Genomic DNA, 19,485 nt, shown 5'->3' with positions numbered 1-19,485 from the left:
TACAGGTAATCGGGATCAGCGGCTCTGCGCCGGTCCCAGAGACTTCAGATTGGCCTTCTTCATCAGGCCTTCGTACTGGTGCGACATCAGGTGCGCCTGCAGCTGCGCCATGAAGTCCATCACCACCACGACCGTGATCAGCAGCGAGGTGCCGCCGAAGTAGAACGGGATGCTGCTGACGAACGAGCGCAGAATCTCCGGCACCAGGCAGACCACCAGGATGTAGATCGAGCCGACCACCGTCAGACGCGTCAGCACCGTGTCGATGTAGCGCGCCGTCATTGCACCCGGACGCACGCCCGGAATGAAAGCTCCCGACTTCTTCAGGTTGTCGGCCGTCTCGCGCGAATCAAACACGAGCGCCGTGTAGAAGAAGCAGAAGAAGATGATCAGCACGCCATAGAGCAGCGTGTACAGCGGCTGGCCCGGCGACAGCGCATTGGCGACACGCTGCAGCACACCAGCGGCCGTCGACGACGTGCCGTCGCCACCGAAGAACTGCACCAGCGACGCCGGGAACAGGATGATCGACGACGCGAAGATCGGCGGAATCACGCCCGACATGTTCAGCTTCAGCGGCAGATGCTGGGTCTGCGCCGCAAAGATCTTGCGGCCCTGCTGGCGACGCGCGTGGTGGATCGGAATCCGCCGCTGCGCGCGCTCGAAGTAGACCACGCCATAGGTCACTGCCGCGATCAGGACGATCACCGCGATCACCGTGAAGCCGCCGATCGAGCCTTCGCTGACCAGCTGAGCGGTCGAGCCCAGCGCCCGCGGGAAGCCCGCGACGATGCCGGCAAAGATGATCATCGAGATGCCGTTGCCGATACCGCGCTCGGTGATCTGCTCACCCAGCCACATCAGGAACATCGTGCCCGTGACCAGGCTCACCGTTGCGACGAACATGAAGCCGAAGCCCGGGTTGATCGCCACGCCCGACTTCTGCAGCGCCAGCGCTGCGCCGAACGACTGGAAGATCGCCAGCGCCAGCGTGCCGTAGCGCGTGTACTTGGTGATCTGCCGGCGACCCGACTCGCCTTCCTTCTTCAGGTCCTTGAGCTGCGGCACGACCGTCGCCATCAGCTGCACGATGATGCTGGCCGAGATATACGGCATCACACCGAGCGCGAAGATCGACAGGCGATGCAGGGCCCCGCCCGAGAACATGTTGAACATGTCCAGGATCGTGCCCTTGCTCTGATTGAACAGGGCCGCCAGCTGCACCGGGTCGATACCCGGCACCGGGATGAAGCTGCCGATGCGGTAGACGATGATCGCCCCGAGCAGGAAGAACAGGCGCCCACGCACCTCGTTCATCTTGCTCAGGTCCGGCATCATCGCGCCGCCCGGCGAACCCGGAGTCTTGGCCATGGCTAAGCTCGTTTACTCGGCGATCGAACCGCCGACGGCGGTGATGGCTTCGCGGGCACCCTTGGTCGCGAGCACGCCCTTGAGCGTGACCTTGCGGCTGATGTCACCCGACTTGATGATCTTCGCGGTCAGCGCCGTGGCCGGCACGACGTTCTCGGCCTTGAGGGCCGCGAGGTCGATTTCCGTCGCGTTCATCTTCTCCAGTTCGGACAGGCGAACTTCCGCCGTGTCGCCCTTGGCCGGCGAGTTGAAGCCACGCTTCGGCAGGCGACGCTGGATCGGCATCTGGCCGCCCTCGAAGCCCACCTTGTGGTAGCCACCCTTACGGGCATGCTGACCCTTGTGGCCGCGGCCCGCGGTCTTGCCGAGGCCCGAACCGATGCCACGGGCGACGCGGACCTTCTTGATCTTCGCGCCCTTGGCCGGCTTGATCGTGTTCAGTTTCATCGTGATTCGTCCGCTTAGACTTCTTCGATGCGCAGCATGTACGAGACCTTGTTCACCATGCCCATGTTCTCCGGCGTGGCGGTAACGGTCACCGTCTGATGCATGCGCTTGAGGCCGAGGCCATGCACGCACGCCTTGTGCTTCGGCAGGCGCTTGGCGAGGCTACGGATCAGCGTCAGCTTGATCTGCTTGGGGGCGGTCATCGTCGTACCCGTCCTTAGCTCAGGATTTCTTCGACCGTCTTGCCGCGCTTGGCAGCCATCTCAGACGGAACATTCATTTCGGTCAGCGCGTTCATCGTCGCACGCACCAGGTTGATCGGGTTGCGCGAACCCAGCGCCTTGGCGAGCACATCCTGCACGCCGGCGACTTCGAACACCGCGCGCATCGCACCGCCGGCGATCACGCCGGTACCTTCCGAGGCCGGACGGACGAAGACCTTCGCCGCGCCGTGAATGCCCCAGATCTCGTGCTGCACGGTCTGGCCCTTGAGCGCGACCGACTTCATGTTCTTGCGCGCCTGGTCCATCGCCTTGCTGATGGCCTGCGGCACTTCGCGCGCCTTGCCATAGCCGAAGCCGACGCGACCGGCGCCGTCACCGACCACCGTCAGCGCGGTGAACGCGAACTGCTTACCGCCCTTCACCGTCTTCGAAACACGGTTGACGGCGATCAGCTTTTCCTTGAATTCGCTGCCCTGCTGGCTGTCGTAGTTTGCTTGCGTCGCCATTGCTTAGAACTCCAGGCCGGCTTCACGCGCGGCGTCGGCCAGGGCCTTGATGCGGCCATGAAATTGAAAGCCCGCGCGGTCGAACGCGACCTTCGAGATACCCTTTTCCTTCGCACGAGCGGCGATCGTCGCACCGACCTTCTTGGCCGCCTCGACGTTGCCGGTTCCTTCGACGCCCTCGAGCACGGCCTTCTCGACCGTCGAAGCGCTGACGATGGTCACCGACGCGTCCGGCGCGATGATCTGCGCGTAGATGTGTTTCGGCGTGCGATGCACGGCAAGACGATGCATGCCGAGTTCGCGGATATGAGAGCGCGTACGGCGAGCACGGCGCAGGCGAGTCTGTTTCTTGTCCTTCATCTTTCTTCCAACTTTTTGGTTGATACCAAAATGTTTGCGAGAAGCAATCCGGCCCATCTGCGCAGTGCAGCCCGAAGGAGGGCCGACCACGCGAGCACGTTATTTCTTCTTCGCTTCCTTGAGTTCCACCTTCTCGGTGGAGTAACGCACGCCCTTGCCCTTGTACGGCTCGGGCGGACGGAAACTACGAATGTCCGAGGCGACCTGACCGACCATCTTCTTGTCGGCGCCCTTGACGATGATCTCGGTCTGCGACGGCGTTTCCACCGTAATGCCTTCCGGAATCGGATATTCAATGGGGTGCGAGAAGCCCAGCGACAGATTCAGCTTCTTGCCGGCGGTGGCGGCACGGTAGCCGACGCCGACCAGCTGCAGCTTCTTCTCGTAGCCCTTCGACACGCCGACCACGGCGTTGTTCAGCAGTGCGCGGAACGTACCGGCCTGCATGTTGTCGGCGGCGACCGAAGCAGCGGCAACGGTAACGACATCACCGTTCACATCGATCTGCACCTTCTTCGGCACATTGATCGTCAGGCTGGTCTTGGCGCTCTTGACCGTCAGCTGGCCATCGGTCGTGCTGACCTGAACACCGGCCGGCAGCTTCACCGGCATCTTGGCAACGCGGGACATGGATAGCTCCTTAGGCGACGTAGCAGAGCACTTCGCCGCCCATACCGGCGGCGCGTGCAGCGCGGTCGCTCACCACGCCCTTGGGCGTGGAAACGATGGCGACGCCGAGACCGCCGAGAACCTTCGGCAGCTCGTCCTTGCCCTTGTAGACGCGCAGCGCCGGCTTCGACACGCGCTCGATGCGCTCGATCACCGGCTTGCCCTCGAAATACTTCAGGGCCAGCGTGATGGTCTTCTTCGGGCCGTCGACGGTCACGTTGAAGTCAAAGATATAGCCTTCGTCCTTGAGGACGGCGGCGATCGCTTCCTTGACCTTCGACGACGGCGAGCTCACCTGCTTCTTGCGGGCGGCCTGCGCATTGCGAATGCGGGTCAGAAAGTCGGCGATAGGATCGGTCATGCTCATATCGAATTCCTCTTACCAGCTCGCCTTCTTGAGGCCCGGCACTTCGCCGCGGTTGGCGGCTTCGCGCAGCTTGTTGCGCGCAAGGCCGAACTTCTTGTAGACGCCGCGCGAGCGGCCGGTCAGCTTGCAACGCGCGCGCTGGCGCGTCTTGCTCGAGTCGCGCGGCAGCTTCTGCAGCGCGACGACAGCCTGATCCTTCTCTTCGTCGGAGGCGGTCGTGCTCGAGATCGTCTTCTTCAGCTCGGCGCGCTTCTTCGCGTAGCGCTCGGCAAGCGCGACGCGCTTGTTCTCGCGCTGAATCATGTTGGTCTTGGCCATGGTTTCGCCTGCCTTACTTACGGAACGGGAAGTTGAACGCTTCGAGCAATGCCTTGCCCTGCTCGTCGTTCTTCGCCGTCGTCGTGATGGTGATGTTCATGCCGCGGACCGCATCAACCTTTTCGTACTCGATTTCCGGAAAGATGATTTGTTCGGTCACGCCGAAGTTGAAGTTACCCGAGCCGTCGAAGCCCTTCGCCGAAACGCCGCGGAAGTCGCGGATACGCGGCAGCGCGACAGCGATCAGGCGCTCGAGGAACTCGTACATCTTTTCGCGGCGCAGCGTCACCTTGACGCCGACCGGATAGTTCTCACGGACCTTGAACGCCGCAATCGCCTTGCGGGTCTTGGTGATCACCGGCTTCTGGCCGGCAATCGCGGTCATTTCCTCAACCGCCTTCTCGAGGACCTTGCGGTCGGCCGTGGCTTCGCCGACACCCATGTTCAGGGTGATCTTCGAAATGCGCGGCACTTCCATCGCACCGACACCGAGCGAGCTCTTGAGCTCCGGCGCCAGCTTTTCGCGGTATACAGTCTGCAGATTCGCCATGACGTTTGACCTCAGCCCACCAGCTCGCTGTTGGACTTGAATACGCGCACCTTGCGGCGCGATTCGCCTTCGCCTTCGATACGGAAACCGACGCGGTCGGCCTTGCCCGTCTTGGCGTTCCAGATGGCCACGTTCGACACGTCGATCGGCATTTCCTTCTCGACGATACCGCCCGCGACGCCGGCATTCGGGTTGCCGCGCTGATGCTTCTTCGCGACGTTCACACCCTCGACGACGACCTTGCCGGTCGCCAGGACCTGCGCGACCTTGCCGCGACGCCCCTTGTCCTTGCCGGTGATGACGACGACTTCGTCGCCCTTCTTGATCTTGCTCATGATCGCTCTACCTTCAGATCACTTCGGGCGCCAGCGACACGATCTTCATGAAACGGTCGCGCAGTTCGCGCGTCACCGGTCCAAAGATACGGGTGCCCAGCGGCTCCAGCTTGTTCGTCAACAGCACGGCGGCGTTCGAGTCGAAACGGATCACCGAGCCGTCAGCGCGCTTGATCGGGAAGCGCGTACGGACCACGACGGCGTCGTGAACCTCGCCCTTCTTGACCTTGCCGCGCGGAATCGCGTCCTTGACGGTGACCTTGATCAGGTCGCCGACGGCCGCGTAACGGCGATAGGTCGAACCCTTGACCTGGATCACCTGGACCTCACGGGCGCCGCTGTTGTCAGCGACGGTCAGAAAGCTTTCCTGTTGAATCATGGTCTCGCTCTCCGATCAGACGGCGCTGCCGGTCTTGAGGATTTCGACCAGACGGAAACGCTTGGTCGCCGACAGCGGGCGCGATTCGACGATCGCCACCGTGTCACCTTCCTTCGCCTGGTTGTTTTCGTCGTGCGCGCGCAGCTTGGTCGAGCGACGCATGGTCTTGCCGTAGAGCGGATGACGCTCAACGCGCTCGATCAGCACCGTGATCGTCTTTTCGCCCTTGTCGCTGACGACGCGGCCGACAACGCGGTGGCCGCTGGTCTTCTTTTCAGTCTGTTCGCTCATGACGCCTTCACCTGCTGCGCAATCGTCTTCACTCGCGCAATGTTCTTGCGCGCTTCGCGCACCAGGTGCGGCTTGGTCTCCTGACCGGCAGCCGACTGCATGCGCAGATTGAACTGCTCGCGACGCAGCGCGGCGAGCTCTTCTTCGAGCGCCTTCGCGTCCTTGCCGCGCAGGCCCTTCACATATTCGGAGGTCTTCATTACATGATCGTCCGGTTGACGAAGCTGGTCTTGACCGGCAGCTTCGCAGACGCGAGACGGAATGCCTCGCGCGCAGTCTTTTCGTCTACGCCTTCCATTTCGTAGAGCACCTTGCCGGGCTGCACCTTGGCCACCCAGTACTCGACGTTGCCCTTACCGGAGCCCATGCGGACTTCCAGAGGCTTCTTGGTCACCGGGGTGTCCGGGAACATGCGGATCCACACCTTGCCGCCGCGCTTGATGTAGCGCGTGATGACTCGGCGGGCCGCTTCGATCTGGCGCGCGGTGATACGGCCGGGTTCGACCGTCTTCAGACCCCACTCACCGAAGCTGACCTTGTTACCCACCAAGGCCATACCGGTGTTGGAACCCTTGCGCTGCTTGCGGAACTTGGTTCGCTTGGGCTGCATCATGGCAGTTATCTCCCGACCTTAGGCCGCGCGGGCCTCGGTGGTTTCGTTCTTTTCCTGGCGGCGCTCGGCGTCGAACACTTCGCCGGTGAACACCCAGACCTTGACGCCGATGATGCCGTACGTGGTACGCGCCTCACCGACGGCGTAATCGACATTGGCACGCAGCGTGTGAAGCGGCACGCGGCCTTCGCGGTACCATTCGGTACGGGCGATTTCGGCGCCGTTCAGTCGGCCGCTGACCTGAATCTTGATGCCGCCGGCACCGAGGCGCATCGCGTTCTGCACCGAGCGCTTCATCGCGCGGCGGAACATGATGCGGCGCTCGAGCTGCTGCGCGATGCTGTCGGCGACGAGCTGCGCGTCGAGTTCCGGCTTGCGGATTTCCTCGACCGAGATGTGCACGGAATCGGCCTTCAGGCCCATCCGCTTGGCAACCTCCTGCTTCAGCTTCTCGATGTCCTCGCCCTTCTTGCCGATCACGATGCCCGGACGGGCAGTGTGAATCGTCACGCGCGCCGACTTCGACGGACGGTCGATCTGGATGCGGGACACCGACGCCTGCGCGAGCTTCTTGCGCAGGAAGTTGCGGACCTGCATGTCCTTAATCAGGTTTTCGCCATACGCCTTGCGCTCGGCATACCAGTTCGACGTCCACGACGTCGTGATGCCAAGGCGGAAGCCGTTCGGATTGACTTTATGACCCATGCGTATTCTCTGTTCCGGAGCGTGGCGGCCTTACTGGCCGTCCGAGACCTTGATCGTGATGTGGCTGGTCGGCTTGACGATGCGATCGGCACGGCCCTTGGCACGCGGCATGATGCGCTTCAGGACCGGGCCCTGATCGATGTAGATCTCCTTGACGCGCAGTTCGTCGACGTCAGCGCCGTGGTTGTTTTCGGCGTTGGCGATCGCGGACTCGAGCACCTTGAACAGGATGCGGGCCGGCTTGCGCGTGGAGTACTTGAGGATGTTGCGCGCCTCGTCCACCGGCTTGCCGCGGACGAGATCAGCAACCGCCCGCGCCTTCTTCGGCGACAGGCGAACGAACTTGAGGATGGCTTGCGTCTGCATGGCGCTCACTTCTTCACGGCTTTGTCGCCGTGCCCCTTGAACGTGCGGGTCGGCGCAAACTCGCCGAGCTTATGACCGACCATGTTGTCGGTGATGAAGACCGGCAGGTGCTGCTTGCCGTTGTGCACCTGGAACGTCAGACCGACGAAATCCGGGGTGATCATCGAGCGACGCGACCAGGTCTTGATCGGCTTCTTCACGCGCTGGCCCACCATCGACTCGACCTTCTTGGCGAGGTGATGGTCAACGAACGGGCCCTTCTTGACGGAACGAGGCATGACAGTACCTGCTTACTTCTTCGAATGGCGGCTACGCACGATGAACTTCTGCGTGCGCTTGTTGTTACGGGTGCGGAGGCCCTTGGTCTGCTGACCCCAAGGCGTGACCGGGTGCGGGTTGCCTTGGCCGCTGCGGCCTTCACCACCGCCGTGCGGATGGTCGACCGGGTTCATCACGACACCACGGACCGTCGGACGCACGCCCAGGTGGCGCTTGGCGCCGGCCTTGCCGTACTGACGCAGGTTGTGCTCGTTGTTGCCAACTTCGCCAACCGTGGCGCGGCACTCGTCGAGAACCTTGCGCATTTCGCCCGAACGCAGGCGGATCGTCGCGTAGGCGCCGTCACGGGCGACCAGCTGGATCGCAGCGCCGGCCGAGCGCGCGATCTGCGCACCCTTGCCCGGACGCATTTCCACGCAATGAATCGTCGAACCGATCGGGATGTTGCGCAGCGGCAGCGCGTTGCCGGCCTTGATCGGCGCGTCCTTGCCGGACTGCAGCTTGTCGCCAGCCTGCACGCCGCGCGGCGCGATGATGTAGCGGCGCTCGCCGTCGGCGTAGCACAGCAGCGCGATGTGCGCGCTACGGTTCGGATCGTATTCGACGCGCTCGACGGTGGCGACGACGCCATCCTTGTTGCGCTTGAAATCGATCTTGCGGTAGTGCTGCTTGTGACCGCCGCCCTTGTGGCGCGTCGTGATGTGGCCGTTGTTGTTGCGGCCGCCCGACTTCTTCTGCTTTTCGAGCAGCGGCGCATGCGCCTCGCCCTTCCACAGACCCGGGGTGACCACCTTGACCTGGTGGCGCGTACCGGGCGACGTCGGCTTGAGTTGGACCAATGGCATCGTCGTGTCCTCGTTATGCGCCGGCGCCGCTCAGGAAATCGATTTCCTGGCCCTGCGCAAGCGTGACGTACGCTTTCTTCCAGTCCGAGCGCTTGCCCGAGAACCGGCCGAAACGCTTGTTCTTGCCCTTCACGTTGAGCGTGCGGACGCCGTCAACCTTGACGTTGAACAGCTTTTCCACCGCTTCCTTGATCTCGGGCTTTTCGGCATCGCGGGCGACCTTGAAGACCGCCTGGTTGGCCTTTTCGGCCACGCGCGTGCTCTTTTCCGAGACGACCGGCGCGATGATGATCTGATGCAGACGATCGACGTTCATTGCAGCCACGCCTCCAGCTTCTTGACCGCATCCGCCGTCATCAGCACCTTTTCGTGGCGCAGCAGCGAGACCGGGTTGAGGGCTTCGACGTCGCAGACCGCCACGTGCGGCAGATTGCGCGCCGAAAGGAACAGGTTCTGATCGAGCTCGCCGGTGACGATGAGCACATCCGAGCCGATCGGCGCCAGCTGCTCGACCAGACCTTTGGTCTTGGCGGCGGCGACGCTGAACGATTCAGCAATGATCAGATGGTTCTGGCGAACCAGCTCGGCGACGATCGAACGCAGGGCGCCGCGGTACATCTTGCGGTTGACCTTCTGCGAGTGGTCGCGCGGGGTCGCGGCAAACGTCGTGCCGCCGCCACGCCACAGCGGCGAGCGAATCGAGCCGGAGCGGGCACGGCCGGTGCCCTTCTGCTTCCACGGCTTCTTGCCACCGCCACGGACTTCGCCCTTGGCGAGCTGCGCCTTGGTGCCCGAGCGGCCGCCAGCGAGATACGCGCTGACCACCTGGTGGATCAGCGGCTCGTTGTAGTCGGCGCCGAAGATGGCATCCGAAACGTTTAGTTTGGTCGTGCTGTTATGTACTTGAATATCCATAGCCGTTTTTCCCCAGTGAACGTTATGCCTTCACCGTGGGGCGCACGATGACATCACCATTCGTGGCACCCGGCACCGCACCCTTCACCAACAGAAGGTTGCGCTCCACATCAACGCGGACCAGGTCGAGATTCAGCGTCGTAACGCGATCCGAACCCATATGGCCCGCCATCTTCTTACCCTTGAACACACGGCCCGGCGCCTGGCGCTGACCGATGGAGCCCGGGGCGCGATGCGACAGCGAGTTACCGTGGGTGGCGCGGCCGCCACCGAAATTCCAGCGCTTCTGCACGCCGGCGAAACCCTTGCCCTTCGAGACGCCGGTCACGTCCACGGCCTTGACGCCGTCGAACAGTTCGACCTTCAGCTCGGAGCCGGCTTCCAGGTCCGCACCCTCGCCTTCGGCGAGACGGATTTCCCAGAGACCGCGGCCGGCAGCAACGCCAGCCTTCTTGTAATGCCCGGTCAGCGCCTTGTTGACGCGGCCCGGCTTCTGTTCGCCAACCGCCACCTGCACGGCGCGGTAGCCATCGGTCTCGACCGTCTTCACCTGAGCGACGCGGTTCGGCGTGCACTCGATAACGGTCACCGGAATCGACACGCCGGCATCCGTGAAGATGCGCGTCATGCCGGCCTTGCGGCCCACAATTGCAATCGTCATGTCCGTGGTCTCCTTAGCTCAGCGAGATCTGAACTTCGACGCCCGCAGGCAGATCGAGCTTGGAGAGCGCGTCGACGGTCTTTTCCGTCGGATCGACGATCTGCATGAGCCGCTTGTGCGTGCGGATTTCGTACTGGTCACGCGCGTCCTTGTCGACGTGCGGCGATGCGAGAACGGTGAAACGTTCCTTACGCGTGGGCAGAGGAATCGGCCCGCGCACGACGGCACCGGTGCGCTTCGCGGTCTCGACGATTTCCTTCGCTGACTTGTCGATCAGACGATGGTCAAAAGCCTTGAGCCGGATGCGAATAGATTGGCTGGTCGCGGCCATGCTGTGGTTTCCGGTTTAAAGAGCGAGGAACAAAAGGGGCGCGAATTTTATTCGCGCCCCCGACAAAAGTAAAGCGGTTTCGAGAATTACTCGAGGATCTTGGTGACGACGCCGGCGCCGACGGTGCGGCCGCCTTCGCGAATGGCAAAACGAACGCCGTCTTCCATCGCGATCGGGTTGATCAGCTCAACCGTCATCTGAACGTTGTCGCCCGGCATCACCATTTCCTGGTTGAACTGGATCGAACCGGTCACGTCCGTCGTGCGGAAGTAGAACTGCGGGCGATAGCCCTTGAAGAACGGCGTGTGACGGCCGCCTTCGTCCTTCGTCAGCACGTACACCTCGCCCTCAAACTTCGAGTGCGGCTTGATCGTGCCCGGCTTGCACAGCACCTGGCCGCGCTCCACGTCTTCCTTCTTCGTGCCGCGCAGCAGCAGACCGACGTTGTCGCCCGCCTGCCCCTGGTCCAGCAGCTTGCGGAACATTTCAACGCCCGTGACGATCGTCTTCGCCGTGTCGCGGATACCCACGATCTCGACTTCTTCACCGACCTTGATCACGCCACGCTCGATACGGCCCGTCACCACCGTGCCGCGGCCCGAGATCGAGAACACGTCTTCGATCGGCAGCAGGAACGGCTTGTCCGTCTCGCGCGGCGGTTCCGGAATCCAGGTGTCGATCGCGTTGTACAGCTCTTCGAGCTTGCCAACCCACTCGGCTTCACCGGCAATCGCCTTGGTCGCCGAGCCGCGGATGACCGGCGTGTTGTCGCCGTCGAAGTCGTACTTGCTCAGCAGGTCACGAACTTCCATCTCGACCAGGTCCAGAAGCTCTTCGTCTTCCACCAGGTCGCACTTGTTCAGCCACACCACGATCTTCGGAACGTTGACCTGCTTGGCCAGCAGAACGTGTTCGCGCGTCTGCGGCATCGGGCCGTCAACCGCCGACACCACCAGGATCGCGCCGTCCATCTGCGCCGCACCCGTGATCATGTTCTTCACGAAGTCCGCGTGTCCCGGGCAGTCAACGTGCGCGTAGTGGCGGTTGTCCGTTTCGTACTCAACGTGCGACGTCGCGATCGTCAGAATCTTCGTCGCGTCGCGACGCCCCTGCGATTCAGACGCCTTCGCAACCTGGTCGTAAGGAACGTACGTCGAGCCATACTTGTCCGACGACACCTTCGTCAGCGCAGCCGTCGTCGTCGTCTTGCCGTGGTCAACGTGGCCAATCGTGCCCACGTTCACGTGCGGCTTCGTGCGTTCAAACTTACCCTTTGCCATGATCGTATTCCTCTACCAATCTGCAGATCAGAGACGCCGGAGGCGCCGCGTTGATGATTAATCCTTCTTGGTCAGCGTAGCCGTGACATTGGCCGGCGCTTCCTGGTACTTCTTGAATTCCATGCTGTACGTCGCACGGCCCTGGCTCTGCGAGCGCAGCGACGTGGAGTAGCCGAACATTTCCGACAGCGGCACTTCGGCGCGAATGACCTTGGCGCCATAGTTGTCGTCCATGCCGAGGATCATGCCGCGACGACGGTTGAGGTCGCCCATGACATCACCCATGTAGTCTTCCGGCGTCTCGACCTCGACCGCCATGATCGGCTCGAGGATGACCGGGCTGGCCTTGGCGCAGCCGTCCTTGAAGGCCATCGACGAAGCGACGCGGAACGCGATTTCGCTGGAGTCGACGTCATGGTACGAACCGTCGAACAGCGTGATCTTGATGTCGACGACCGGATAGCCAGCCATGACACCGCTCTTGATCGCATCGCGCAGGCCCTTGTCGACGCCGGGAATGAATTCCTTCGGAATCACGCCGCCGACGATCGCATTGACGAACTCGTAGCCCGCACCCGGCTCCTGCGGCTCGATACGAAGCCACACGTGACCGTACTGGCCCTTACCGCCCGACTGCTTGGCGTACTTGCCTTCCTGCTCGACGGTCTTGCGGATCGTTTCGCGGTAGGCCACCTGCGGCGCGCCGATGTTGGCCTCGACCTTGAACTCGCGCTTCATGCGGTCGACGAGAATTTCGAGATGGAGCTCGCCCATGCCCGAAATGATGGTCTGGCCGGTTTCCTCGTCGGTCTTGACGCGGAACGACGGATCTTCCTGGGCAAGCTTGTTCAGCGCGATGCCCATCTTTTCCTGGTCGCTCTTGGTCTTCGGCTCGACAGCCTGGCTGATGACCGGCTCCGGGAATTCCATGCGCTCGAGGATGACCGGCTTGTCCTGCGCAGCCAGCGTCGTACCCGTGTAGACCTCCTTGAGGCCCACGCAGGCGGCGATATCGCCGGCGCGCACTTCGTCAACTTCCTCGCGGTTGTTGGCGTGCATCTGCACCAGACGGCCGATGCGCTCGGACTTGCCGCTGCGCGAGTTGTAGACGCTGTCACCCTTCTTCAGCACGCCCGAATAGACGCGGATGAAGGTCAACTGGCCGACGAACGGGTCGGTCATGATCTTGAAGCCGAGCGCCGAGAACGGCTCGCTGTCGTCGGCGTGACGCTCGACCGGCGCGCCGGTCTCGGCATCTTCGCCCTTGATCGCCGGCACTTCGGTCGGCGACGGCAGGTACTCGATGACGGCATCGAGCATGGCCTGCACGCCCTTGTTCTTGAACGCCGAGCCGCACAGCATCGGCACGACTTCGAGCGCGATCGTGCGCTGGCGCAGTGCCTTCTTGATCTCTTCCTCGGAGAGGTCGCCCTCTTCGAGATACTTGTTCATCAGGTCTTCGCTGGCTTCGGCGGCGGTTTCGAGCAGCTTTTCACGCCACTCCTTCGCGGCGCCAACGAGTTCAGCCGGAATATCGGCGTACTCGAACTTCATGCCCTGCGACGCTTCGTCCCAGACGATCGCTTTCATCTTGACGAGGTCGACGACGCCCTGGAACTTGTCTTCGGCACCGATGGGGATGACGATCGGCACCGGATTGGCCTTGAGCTTCTCCTTCATCTGCTTGATGACTTTGAAGAAGTCAGCGCCGGTGCGGTCCATCTTGTTGACGAACGCCAGACGCGGCACGCCGTACTTGGTGGCCTGACGCCACACCGTTTCCGACTGCGGCTGCACGCCGCCCACAGCGCAGTACAGCATGCACGCGCCATCGAGCACGCGCATCGAACGCTCGACTTCGATCGTGAAGTCGACGTGTCCCGGGGTGTCGATGATGTTGATGCGGTGCTGCTCGAACTGGTTGCCCATGCCCGTCCAGAACGTCGTCGTCGCCGCCGACGTAATGGTGATGCCGCGCTCCTGCTCCTGCTCCATCCAGTCCATCGTGGCCGCGCCGTCGTGGACTTCGCCGAGCTTGTGGTTGATGCCCGTGTAGAACAGGACACGCTCGGTCGTGGTGGTCTTGCCTGCGTCGATATGAGCAGAGATGCCGATGTTGCGGTAACGCTCGATGGGCGTCGTGCGGGACATGTTGAACTCGTTCTAACTAAGCGGGCTCCCGATATGAGGCCGGGAGCCCGCTGTGCAATGGGGAAGAGGTCTTACTTACCAGCGGAAATGGGCGAAAGCCTTGTTGGCTTCGGCCATCTTGTGCGTGTCTTCGCGCTTCTTGACGGCGGCGCCGCGATGTTCGGACGCATCGATCAGCTCGCCGGCCAGGCGATTTTCCATACCCTGCTCGCCACGCGCGATCGCCGCAGCGATGACCCAGCGCATGGCCAGCGTGGTACGACGGCTGGCGCGAACTTCGACCGGCACCTGGTAGGTGGCACCACCGACGCGGCGGCTCTTGACCTCGACCGTCGGCGCGACGTTGTCGAAGGCGGCCTGCAGGAACTCGGCCGGGGCCTCGACGCTCTTCTTGGCAACGATCTGATCGAGGGCGCCGTAGACGATCTTTTCGGCGACGGACTTCTTGCCGTCTTCCATCACCATGTTGACGAACTTCGAGACGAGTTCGCTCTTGAACTTCGGATCAGGGAGAACCTTGCGGATTTCCGGCTTGCGACGACGGGACATGACTTGAATCCTTCAGTGGTCTTCAGGCGCGAGTGATTTCGCGCCTTACTCGGGCCTTTCGAGGCCCGGCCTTACTTCTTCTTGGCAGCGGTGGCGCCGCCAGCCTTGGGACGCTTGGCGCCATACTTCGAACGGCCCTGGCGACGCTTGTCGATGCCAGCGCAGTCGAGCGCACCGCGAACCGTGTGATAGCGCACGCCGGGAAGATCCTTGACACGACCGCCACGAATCATGACGACCGAATGCTCCTGCAGGTTGTGGCCTTCGCCACCGATGTAGGAGATGACTTCGAAACCGTTGGTCAGGCGCACTTTGCACACCTTACGCAGGGCCGAGTTCGGCTTCTTCGGCGTCGTCGTGTAGACGCGGGTGCAGACGCCACGCTTTTGCGGCGAACCGGTGAGCGCAGGCACCTTGCTCTTGGTGGCTTCGACGTAGCGGCCGCTGCGCACTAACTGGTTGACTGTTGGCACGATGGAACTTCCCAGCTTGACAAAGAAAAGACGGACCACCCCTTGGGCGGCCGTCGGGAAAGGGCGCGAATCATAAAGGTGAGCGGCCTCGGAGTCAACGACAATCTTGTGTCAAGTCCGTTTCCCGCTCCGGGGCGGCACCCGTGGCGCCCCGCTTCGACAAAAAAGGGCCCCGGCACGCGGCCGGGGCCCCGATCCTGCTACGCAGGCGTCTTACTCTTCACCGCCCTCGTCGTTGTCGGCGCTGGACTCGGTCTCGCCGTCTTCGGCGGTGACCGGCGCCGCCGGACGCGACGACGACAGGCGGTCGCCACTGGTGGCGTCGAAGCTGCCGGTCGACGTCAGCGCCGAGGCCTGCAGTTCGGCCAGCAGGCTGCCGCCACGCGCCTTGCGGCGCTGTTCGTGGTAGGCAAGGCCCGTACCGGCCGGGATCAGACGACCGACGATGACGTTTTCCTTGAGGCCACGCAGTTCGTCGCGCGAACCGCGCACCGAGGCTTCGGTCAGCACGCGCGTCGTTTCCTGGAACGACGCCGCCGAAATGAACGACTCGGTCGACAGCGAGGCCTTGGTGATGCCGAGCAGCTGACGCTCGAAGCGCGCGCCACGCTCGCCCTTGGACTCGAGCCGCTTGTTCTCGGCCAGCACCTGGAAGATCTCGATCTGCTCGCCCTGCAGGAACTTGGAGTCACCCGGCTCGGCGATCTCGACCTTGCGCAGCATCTGACGAACGATCGTTTCGATGTGCTTGTCGTTGATCTTCACGCCCTGCAGGCGGTAGACGTCCTGGATCTCCTTGACGAGATAGTTGGCCAGCGCCGTGACGCCCTGCAGACGCAGGATGTCGTGCGGGCTCGGCTCGCCGTCGGAGATGATTTCGCCCTGCTCGACCGATTCACCTTCAAACACGCGGATTTCGACCCACTTCGGCACCAGGATTTCAGCTTCGGTGCCGTCGGTACGGACGATCTTGATGCGCTGCTTGCCCTTGGTACCGGGGCCGAACTTGACCGTACCGCTGGTCTCGGCGAGCACCGCCGGCTCCTTCGGCTTGCGGGCTTCGAAGAGGTCGGCGACGCGCGGCAGACCGCCCGTGATGTCGCGCGACTTCGACGCTTCCTGCGGCAGACGGGCGACCGTTGCACCGACGCTGACCTCGTCACCGTCTTCGACGACGACGATGGCCTTCGGCGGCAGCGTGTAGGCGGCCGGAATGTCGGTGCCCGGGAACGTCAGCTGCTTGCCCTTGGCGTCGACCAGCACGATGGTCGGCTTGAGGTCCTTACCGGCCGAGCCGCGCGCCTTGGCGTCGGTCACGACGCGGGTCGACACGCCGGTCAGCGGGTCGGTCTCGCGGGTGACCGTGAGGCCTTCCTGGAAGTCGTGCAGCTTCACGAAGCCGGTCAGCTCGGTGATGATCGGGTGGGTATGCGGATCCCACTTGGCCAGACGCGTGCCGGCCTTGATCTCGTCACCGTCGCGAACCAGGATCGTCGCGCCGTACGGAATCTTGTAACGCTCGCGCTCGCGGCCGTTGGCGTCGATGACGCCGATTTCGCCCGAACGCGACACCGCCACCAGCAGGCCTTCCTTGTTGGTGACCGTCTTCAGGTTGTGCACGCGCGCCGTACCGGCCGCACGCGAGTCGACGCCGTCGGCCGACGCCGCACGCGACGCCGCACCACCGACGTGGAAGGTACGCATGGTCAGCTGCGTGCCCGGCTCGCCGATCGACTGCGCGGCGATGACGCCGACCGCTTCGCCGATGTTGACGAGATGGCCGCGCGCCAGGTCACGTCCGTAGCACTTGCCGCAAACGCCGAACGGCAGTTCGCAGGTGATCGGCGAGCGGACCCAGATTTCGTCGATCGAGTTCTTCTCGAGGACGTCGGCCCACTTTTCGTCGATCATCGTACCGGCCGGGATCACGACTTCGTCGGTGCCCGGCTTGTGCGCGTCGCGCAGCGTGACACGGCCGAGGACGCGGTCGCGCAGTGCTTCGAGCACGTCGCCGCCTTCGACGATCGGCATCATCTGCAGACCGTTCTCGGTGCCGCAGTCTTCGCCGGTGACGACCATGTCCTGCGCGACGTCGACCAGACGGCGGGTCAGGTAACCCGAGTTCGCCGTCTTCAGCGCCGTATCGGCCAGCCCCTTACGGGCACCGTGCGTCGAGATGAAGTACTGGTTGACGTTCAGACCTTCGCGGAAATTCGCGGTGATCGGCGTTTCGATGATCGAGCCGTCCGGCTTGGCCATCAGGCCGCGCATGCCGGCCAGCTGGCGAATCTGCGCCTGGCTACCACGGGCGCCCGAGTCGGCCATCATGAACACCGAGTTGAACGACGGCTGCTTCACTTCCTTGCCGTCGGCACCGATCGCCGTTTCCGAACCGATCTGCGCCATCATCGCGCGCGAGATGTCGTCGTTGGCGCGAGACCAGATGTCGATGACGCGGTTCTTGCGCTCACCGCCGGTGGTCAGACCCTGGTTGTACTCGGTGTCGACCTCCTTCACCTTGGCCTCGGCCTGCTCCAGGATCGTCGCCTTCTCGGCCGGGATCATGATGTCGTCGAGGCAGAACGAGATGCCGGCCTTGGTCGACATACGGAAGCCCGTGTACATCATCTGATCGGCGAAGATCACCGTGTCCTTCGTGCCGCAGCGGCGGTACACGTAGTTGATGACGCGGCTGATTTCCTTCTTGGTCAGCGTCTTGTTGACGACCGCGAACGGCACGCCGTCCGGAATCACTTCCGACAGCAGCGCACGGCCGGTGGTCGTGTCGATGACGTGAATGAAGCCTTCGCCGCCGGCTTCGTGGTAGTCGCGCAGACGGACCTTGATCTTGGCCTGCAGATCGACGATGCCGTTCTCGTAGGCGCGATGCACTTCGGCCACGTCCGAGAACACCATGCCCTCGCCCTTGGCGCCGACGCGTTCGCGGCTCATCCAGTACAGGCCGAGCACGACGTCCTGCGACGGCACGATGATCGGATCACCCGACGCCGGCGACAGGATGTTGTTGGTCGACATCATCAGCACGCGCGCTTCGAGCTGCGCTTCGAGCGACAGCGGCACGTGCACGGCCATCTGGTCACCGTCGAAGTCGGCGTTGAACGCGGTGCAGACCAGCGGATGCAGGTTGATGGCCTTGCCTTCGATCAGCAGCGGCTCGAAGGCCTGAATGCCGAGGCGATGCAGCGTCGGTGCGCGGTTGAGCAGCACCGGATGCTCCTTGATGCACTCTTCGAGCGCGTCCCAGACCTGCGACTCCTCGCGCTCGACCATCTTCTTCGCCGCCTTGATGGTGGTGGCGATGCCGAGGCGCTGCAGACGCGAGAACACGAACGGCTTGAACAGCTCGAGCGCCATCTTCTTCGGCAGGCCGCACTGGTGCAGCTTCAGCGTCGGACCGACCACGATGACCGAACGGCCCGAGTAGTCGACGCGCTTGCCGAGCAGGTTCTGACGGAAGCGGCCCTGCTTGCCCTTGATCATGTCGGCCAGCGACTTGAGCGGGCGCTTGTTGGTGCCGGTGATCGCACGGCCGCGACGGCCGTTGTCGATCAGCGCGTCAACCGATTCCTGCAGCATGCGCTTTTCGTTGCGCACGATGATGTCCGGCGCCGACAGTTCGAGTAGGCGCTTCAGACGGTTGTTGCGGTTGATGACGCGGCGGTACAGATCGTTGAGATCCGAGGTCGCGAAGCGGCCGCCGTCGAGCGGCACCAGCGGGCGCAGATCCGGCGGCAGCACCGGCAGCACCGTGAGGATCATCCATTCCGGCTTGTTGTTGGACTGGATGAAGTACTCGATCAGCTTGAGGCGCTTGGCGAACTTCTTGATCTTCGTTTCCGAAGTCGTGGTGTTCAGCTCTTCGCGCAGCTTCGCCGCTTCGGTCTGCAGGTCAATGCCACGCAGCAGATCGCGCACGGCTTCGGCACCCATGCGGGCGTCGAAGTCGTCACCGTACTGCTCGACCGAGTTCAGGTAGTCCTCTTCGGTCAGCAGCTGGCCACGCTCGAGGGGCGTCAGGCCGGGGTCGACGACGATGTGGGCTTCGAAATACAGCACGCGCTCGATGGCGCGCAGCGGCATGTCGAGCAGCAGGCCGATACGGCTCGGCAGCGACTTCAGGAACCAGATGTGCGCGACCGGCGACGCCAGGTCGATATGACCCATGCGCTCGCGGCGGACCTTGGCGACCGTGACTTCAACGCCGCACTTCTCGCAGACCACGCCGCGGTGCTTGAGGCGCTTGTACTTGCCGCACAGGCACTCGTAGTCCTTGATCGGCCCGAAGATCTTCGCGCAGAACAGGCCATCACGCTCCGGCTTGAACGTGCGGTAGTTGATCGTTTCCGGCTTCTTGACTTCACCGTACGACCACGAGCGCACCGTCTCCGGCGACGAGAGGCCGATCTTGATGGCGTCGAAGTCTTCCGCTTCTTCCGGGTTGCGGATCAGGTTGAACAAATCTTTCATCATTAACTCCTG

General features: G+C 63.1%; 27 protein-coding genes. All 27 read right to left on the bottom strand.

Annotated elements, in window-relative coordinates:
• Positions 1-15 precede the first annotated feature (15 nt).
• Positions 16-1,371, bottom strand: a complete 1,356-nt coding sequence (secY, locus tag G7Y82_RS10545) for a preprotein translocase subunit SecY (protein ID WP_168148021.1) — start codon at positions 1,369-1,371, stop codon at positions 16-18.
• A gap of 12 nt (positions 1,372-1,383) precedes the next feature.
• Positions 1,384-1,818: a 50S ribosomal protein L15 gene (gene rplO / locus G7Y82_RS10540; protein WP_168148020.1), complete on the bottom strand. Its 435-nt coding sequence runs from the start codon at positions 1,816-1,818 to the stop codon at positions 1,384-1,386.
• 14 nt (positions 1,819-1,832) lie between these two features.
• Positions 1,833-2,021: a 50S ribosomal protein L30 gene (rpmD, locus tag G7Y82_RS10535; RefSeq protein WP_168148019.1), complete on the bottom strand. Its 189-nt coding sequence runs from the start codon at positions 2,019-2,021 to the stop codon at positions 1,833-1,835.
• Positions 2,022-2,035: 14 nt separating this feature from the next.
• The gene (gene rpsE / locus G7Y82_RS10530; RefSeq protein WP_168148018.1) at positions 2,036-2,548 is read right to left on the bottom strand and encodes a 30S ribosomal protein S5; all 513 of its coding nucleotides are present in this window, start codon (positions 2,546-2,548) and stop codon (positions 2,036-2,038) included.
• 3 nt (positions 2,549-2,551) lie between these two features.
• Complete coding sequence (gene rplR / locus G7Y82_RS10525) at positions 2,552-2,908, bottom strand: 50S ribosomal protein L18 (RefSeq protein WP_168148287.1); 357 nt, start codon at positions 2,906-2,908, stop codon at positions 2,552-2,554.
• A gap of 99 nt (positions 2,909-3,007) precedes the next feature.
• Positions 3,008-3,538 (bottom strand): 50S ribosomal protein L6, encoded by a 531-nt coding sequence (rplF, locus tag G7Y82_RS10520; RefSeq protein ID WP_168148017.1) that lies wholly within the window; start codon positions 3,536-3,538, stop codon positions 3,008-3,010.
• Positions 3,539-3,548: 10 nt separating this feature from the next.
• Positions 3,549-3,944, bottom strand: coding sequence for a 30S ribosomal protein S8 (rpsH, locus tag G7Y82_RS10515; protein WP_168148016.1), 396 nt, complete (start codon positions 3,942-3,944; stop codon positions 3,549-3,551).
• A gap of 12 nt (positions 3,945-3,956) precedes the next feature.
• Positions 3,957-4,262, bottom strand: coding sequence for a 30S ribosomal protein S14 (gene rpsN, locus G7Y82_RS10510; protein ID WP_168148015.1), 306 nt, complete (start codon positions 4,260-4,262; stop codon positions 3,957-3,959).
• A gap of 13 nt (positions 4,263-4,275) precedes the next feature.
• Positions 4,276-4,812 carry a 50S ribosomal protein L5 gene (gene rplE / locus G7Y82_RS10505; protein ID WP_168148014.1) on the bottom strand — a complete coding sequence of 179 codons (537 nt, stop codon included), beginning with the start codon at positions 4,810-4,812 and terminating at the stop codon, positions 4,276-4,278.
• Positions 4,813-4,823: 11 nt separating this feature from the next.
• Positions 4,824-5,147, bottom strand: a complete 324-nt coding sequence (gene rplX / locus G7Y82_RS10500; RefSeq protein WP_206370562.1) for a 50S ribosomal protein L24 — start codon at positions 5,145-5,147, stop codon at positions 4,824-4,826.
• A 13-nt stretch (positions 5,148-5,160) separates the two neighbouring features.
• Positions 5,161-5,526 (bottom strand): 50S ribosomal protein L14, encoded by a 366-nt coding sequence (rplN, locus tag G7Y82_RS10495; RefSeq protein WP_168148013.1) that lies wholly within the window; start codon positions 5,524-5,526, stop codon positions 5,161-5,163.
• Positions 5,527-5,541: 15 nt separating this feature from the next.
• The gene (rpsQ, locus tag G7Y82_RS10490; RefSeq protein ID WP_168148012.1) at positions 5,542-5,817 is read right to left on the bottom strand and encodes a 30S ribosomal protein S17; all 276 of its coding nucleotides are present in this window, start codon (positions 5,815-5,817) and stop codon (positions 5,542-5,544) included.
• A complete protein-coding gene (gene rpmC / locus G7Y82_RS10485; RefSeq protein ID WP_168148011.1) occupies positions 5,814-6,017 on the bottom strand; it encodes a 50S ribosomal protein L29 in 204 nt (67 codons plus the stop codon). Before rpmC ends, rpsQ begins: the two co-directional genes overlap by 4 nt.
• Complete coding sequence (gene rplP / locus G7Y82_RS10480) at positions 6,017-6,430, bottom strand: 50S ribosomal protein L16 (protein WP_168148010.1); 414 nt, start codon at positions 6,428-6,430, stop codon at positions 6,017-6,019. Before rplP ends, rpmC begins: the two co-directional genes overlap by 1 nt.
• 18 nt (positions 6,431-6,448) lie before the next feature.
• Complete coding sequence (gene rpsC / locus G7Y82_RS10475; RefSeq protein ID WP_168148009.1) at positions 6,449-7,135, bottom strand: 30S ribosomal protein S3; 687 nt, start codon at positions 7,133-7,135, stop codon at positions 6,449-6,451.
• A gap of 30 nt (positions 7,136-7,165) precedes the next feature.
• Positions 7,166-7,501, bottom strand: coding sequence for a 50S ribosomal protein L22 (gene rplV / locus G7Y82_RS10470; RefSeq protein ID WP_168148008.1), 336 nt, complete (start codon positions 7,499-7,501; stop codon positions 7,166-7,168).
• 5 nt (positions 7,502-7,506) lie between these two features.
• Entirely contained in the window at positions 7,507-7,779 is a 273-nt protein-coding gene (rpsS, locus tag G7Y82_RS10465; protein WP_168148007.1) for a 30S ribosomal protein S19, read from the bottom strand.
• Positions 7,780-7,791: 12 nt separating this feature from the next.
• Positions 7,792-8,625 carry a 50S ribosomal protein L2 gene (rplB, locus tag G7Y82_RS10460; RefSeq protein ID WP_168148006.1) on the bottom strand — a complete coding sequence of 278 codons (834 nt, stop codon included), beginning with the start codon at positions 8,623-8,625 and terminating at the stop codon, positions 7,792-7,794.
• A 13-nt stretch (positions 8,626-8,638) separates the two neighbouring features.
• On the bottom strand, positions 8,639-8,941 hold the full coding sequence (gene rplW / locus G7Y82_RS10455; RefSeq protein ID WP_168148005.1) for a 50S ribosomal protein L23: 303 nt from the start codon (positions 8,939-8,941) through the stop codon (positions 8,639-8,641).
• The gene (gene rplD / locus G7Y82_RS10450; RefSeq protein WP_168148004.1) at positions 8,938-9,540 is read right to left on the bottom strand and encodes a 50S ribosomal protein L4; all 603 of its coding nucleotides are present in this window, start codon (positions 9,538-9,540) and stop codon (positions 8,938-8,940) included. Before rplD ends, rplW begins: the two co-directional genes overlap by 4 nt.
• A 22-nt stretch (positions 9,541-9,562) precedes the next feature.
• Positions 9,563-10,201 (bottom strand): 50S ribosomal protein L3, encoded by a 639-nt coding sequence (rplC, locus tag G7Y82_RS10445; RefSeq protein WP_168148003.1) that lies wholly within the window; start codon positions 10,199-10,201, stop codon positions 9,563-9,565.
• Positions 10,202-10,214: 13 nt separating this feature from the next.
• Positions 10,215-10,532, bottom strand: coding sequence for a 30S ribosomal protein S10 (rpsJ, locus tag G7Y82_RS10440; protein ID WP_168148002.1), 318 nt, complete (start codon positions 10,530-10,532; stop codon positions 10,215-10,217).
• An 86-nt stretch (positions 10,533-10,618) separates the two neighbouring features.
• Positions 10,619-11,812, bottom strand: a complete 1,194-nt coding sequence (gene tuf / locus G7Y82_RS10435; RefSeq protein ID WP_168147991.1) for an elongation factor Tu — start codon at positions 11,810-11,812, stop codon at positions 10,619-10,621.
• Positions 11,813-11,869: 57 nt separating this feature from the next.
• Positions 11,870-13,963 (bottom strand): elongation factor G, encoded by a 2,094-nt coding sequence (gene fusA, locus G7Y82_RS10430; RefSeq protein ID WP_168148001.1) that lies wholly within the window; start codon positions 13,961-13,963, stop codon positions 11,870-11,872.
• A 75-nt stretch (positions 13,964-14,038) separates the two neighbouring features.
• A complete protein-coding gene (gene rpsG / locus G7Y82_RS10425) occupies positions 14,039-14,512 on the bottom strand; it encodes a 30S ribosomal protein S7 (protein WP_168148000.1) in 474 nt (157 codons plus the stop codon).
• A 71-nt stretch (positions 14,513-14,583) separates the two neighbouring features.
• Positions 14,584-14,985 carry a 30S ribosomal protein S12 gene (gene rpsL, locus G7Y82_RS10420; RefSeq protein ID WP_168147999.1) on the bottom strand — a complete coding sequence of 134 codons (402 nt, stop codon included), beginning with the start codon at positions 14,983-14,985 and terminating at the stop codon, positions 14,584-14,586.
• Between the two features lie 213 nt (positions 14,986-15,198).
• Positions 15,199-19,473 carry a DNA-directed RNA polymerase subunit beta' gene (rpoC, locus tag G7Y82_RS10415; protein ID WP_240954234.1) on the bottom strand — a complete coding sequence of 1,425 codons (4,275 nt, stop codon included), beginning with the start codon at positions 19,471-19,473 and terminating at the stop codon, positions 15,199-15,201.
• Between the last annotated feature and the right edge of the window lie 12 nt (positions 19,474-19,485).

Source organism: Solimonas marina (assembly GCF_012241385.1).
GTDB classification, from domain to species: Bacteria; Pseudomonadota; Gammaproteobacteria; order Nevskiales; family Nevskiaceae; genus Solimonas; species Solimonas marina.
The sequence above is the reverse complement of the archived record's forward strand: the minus strand, read 5'-3'. Positions and strand labels throughout refer to the sequence as shown.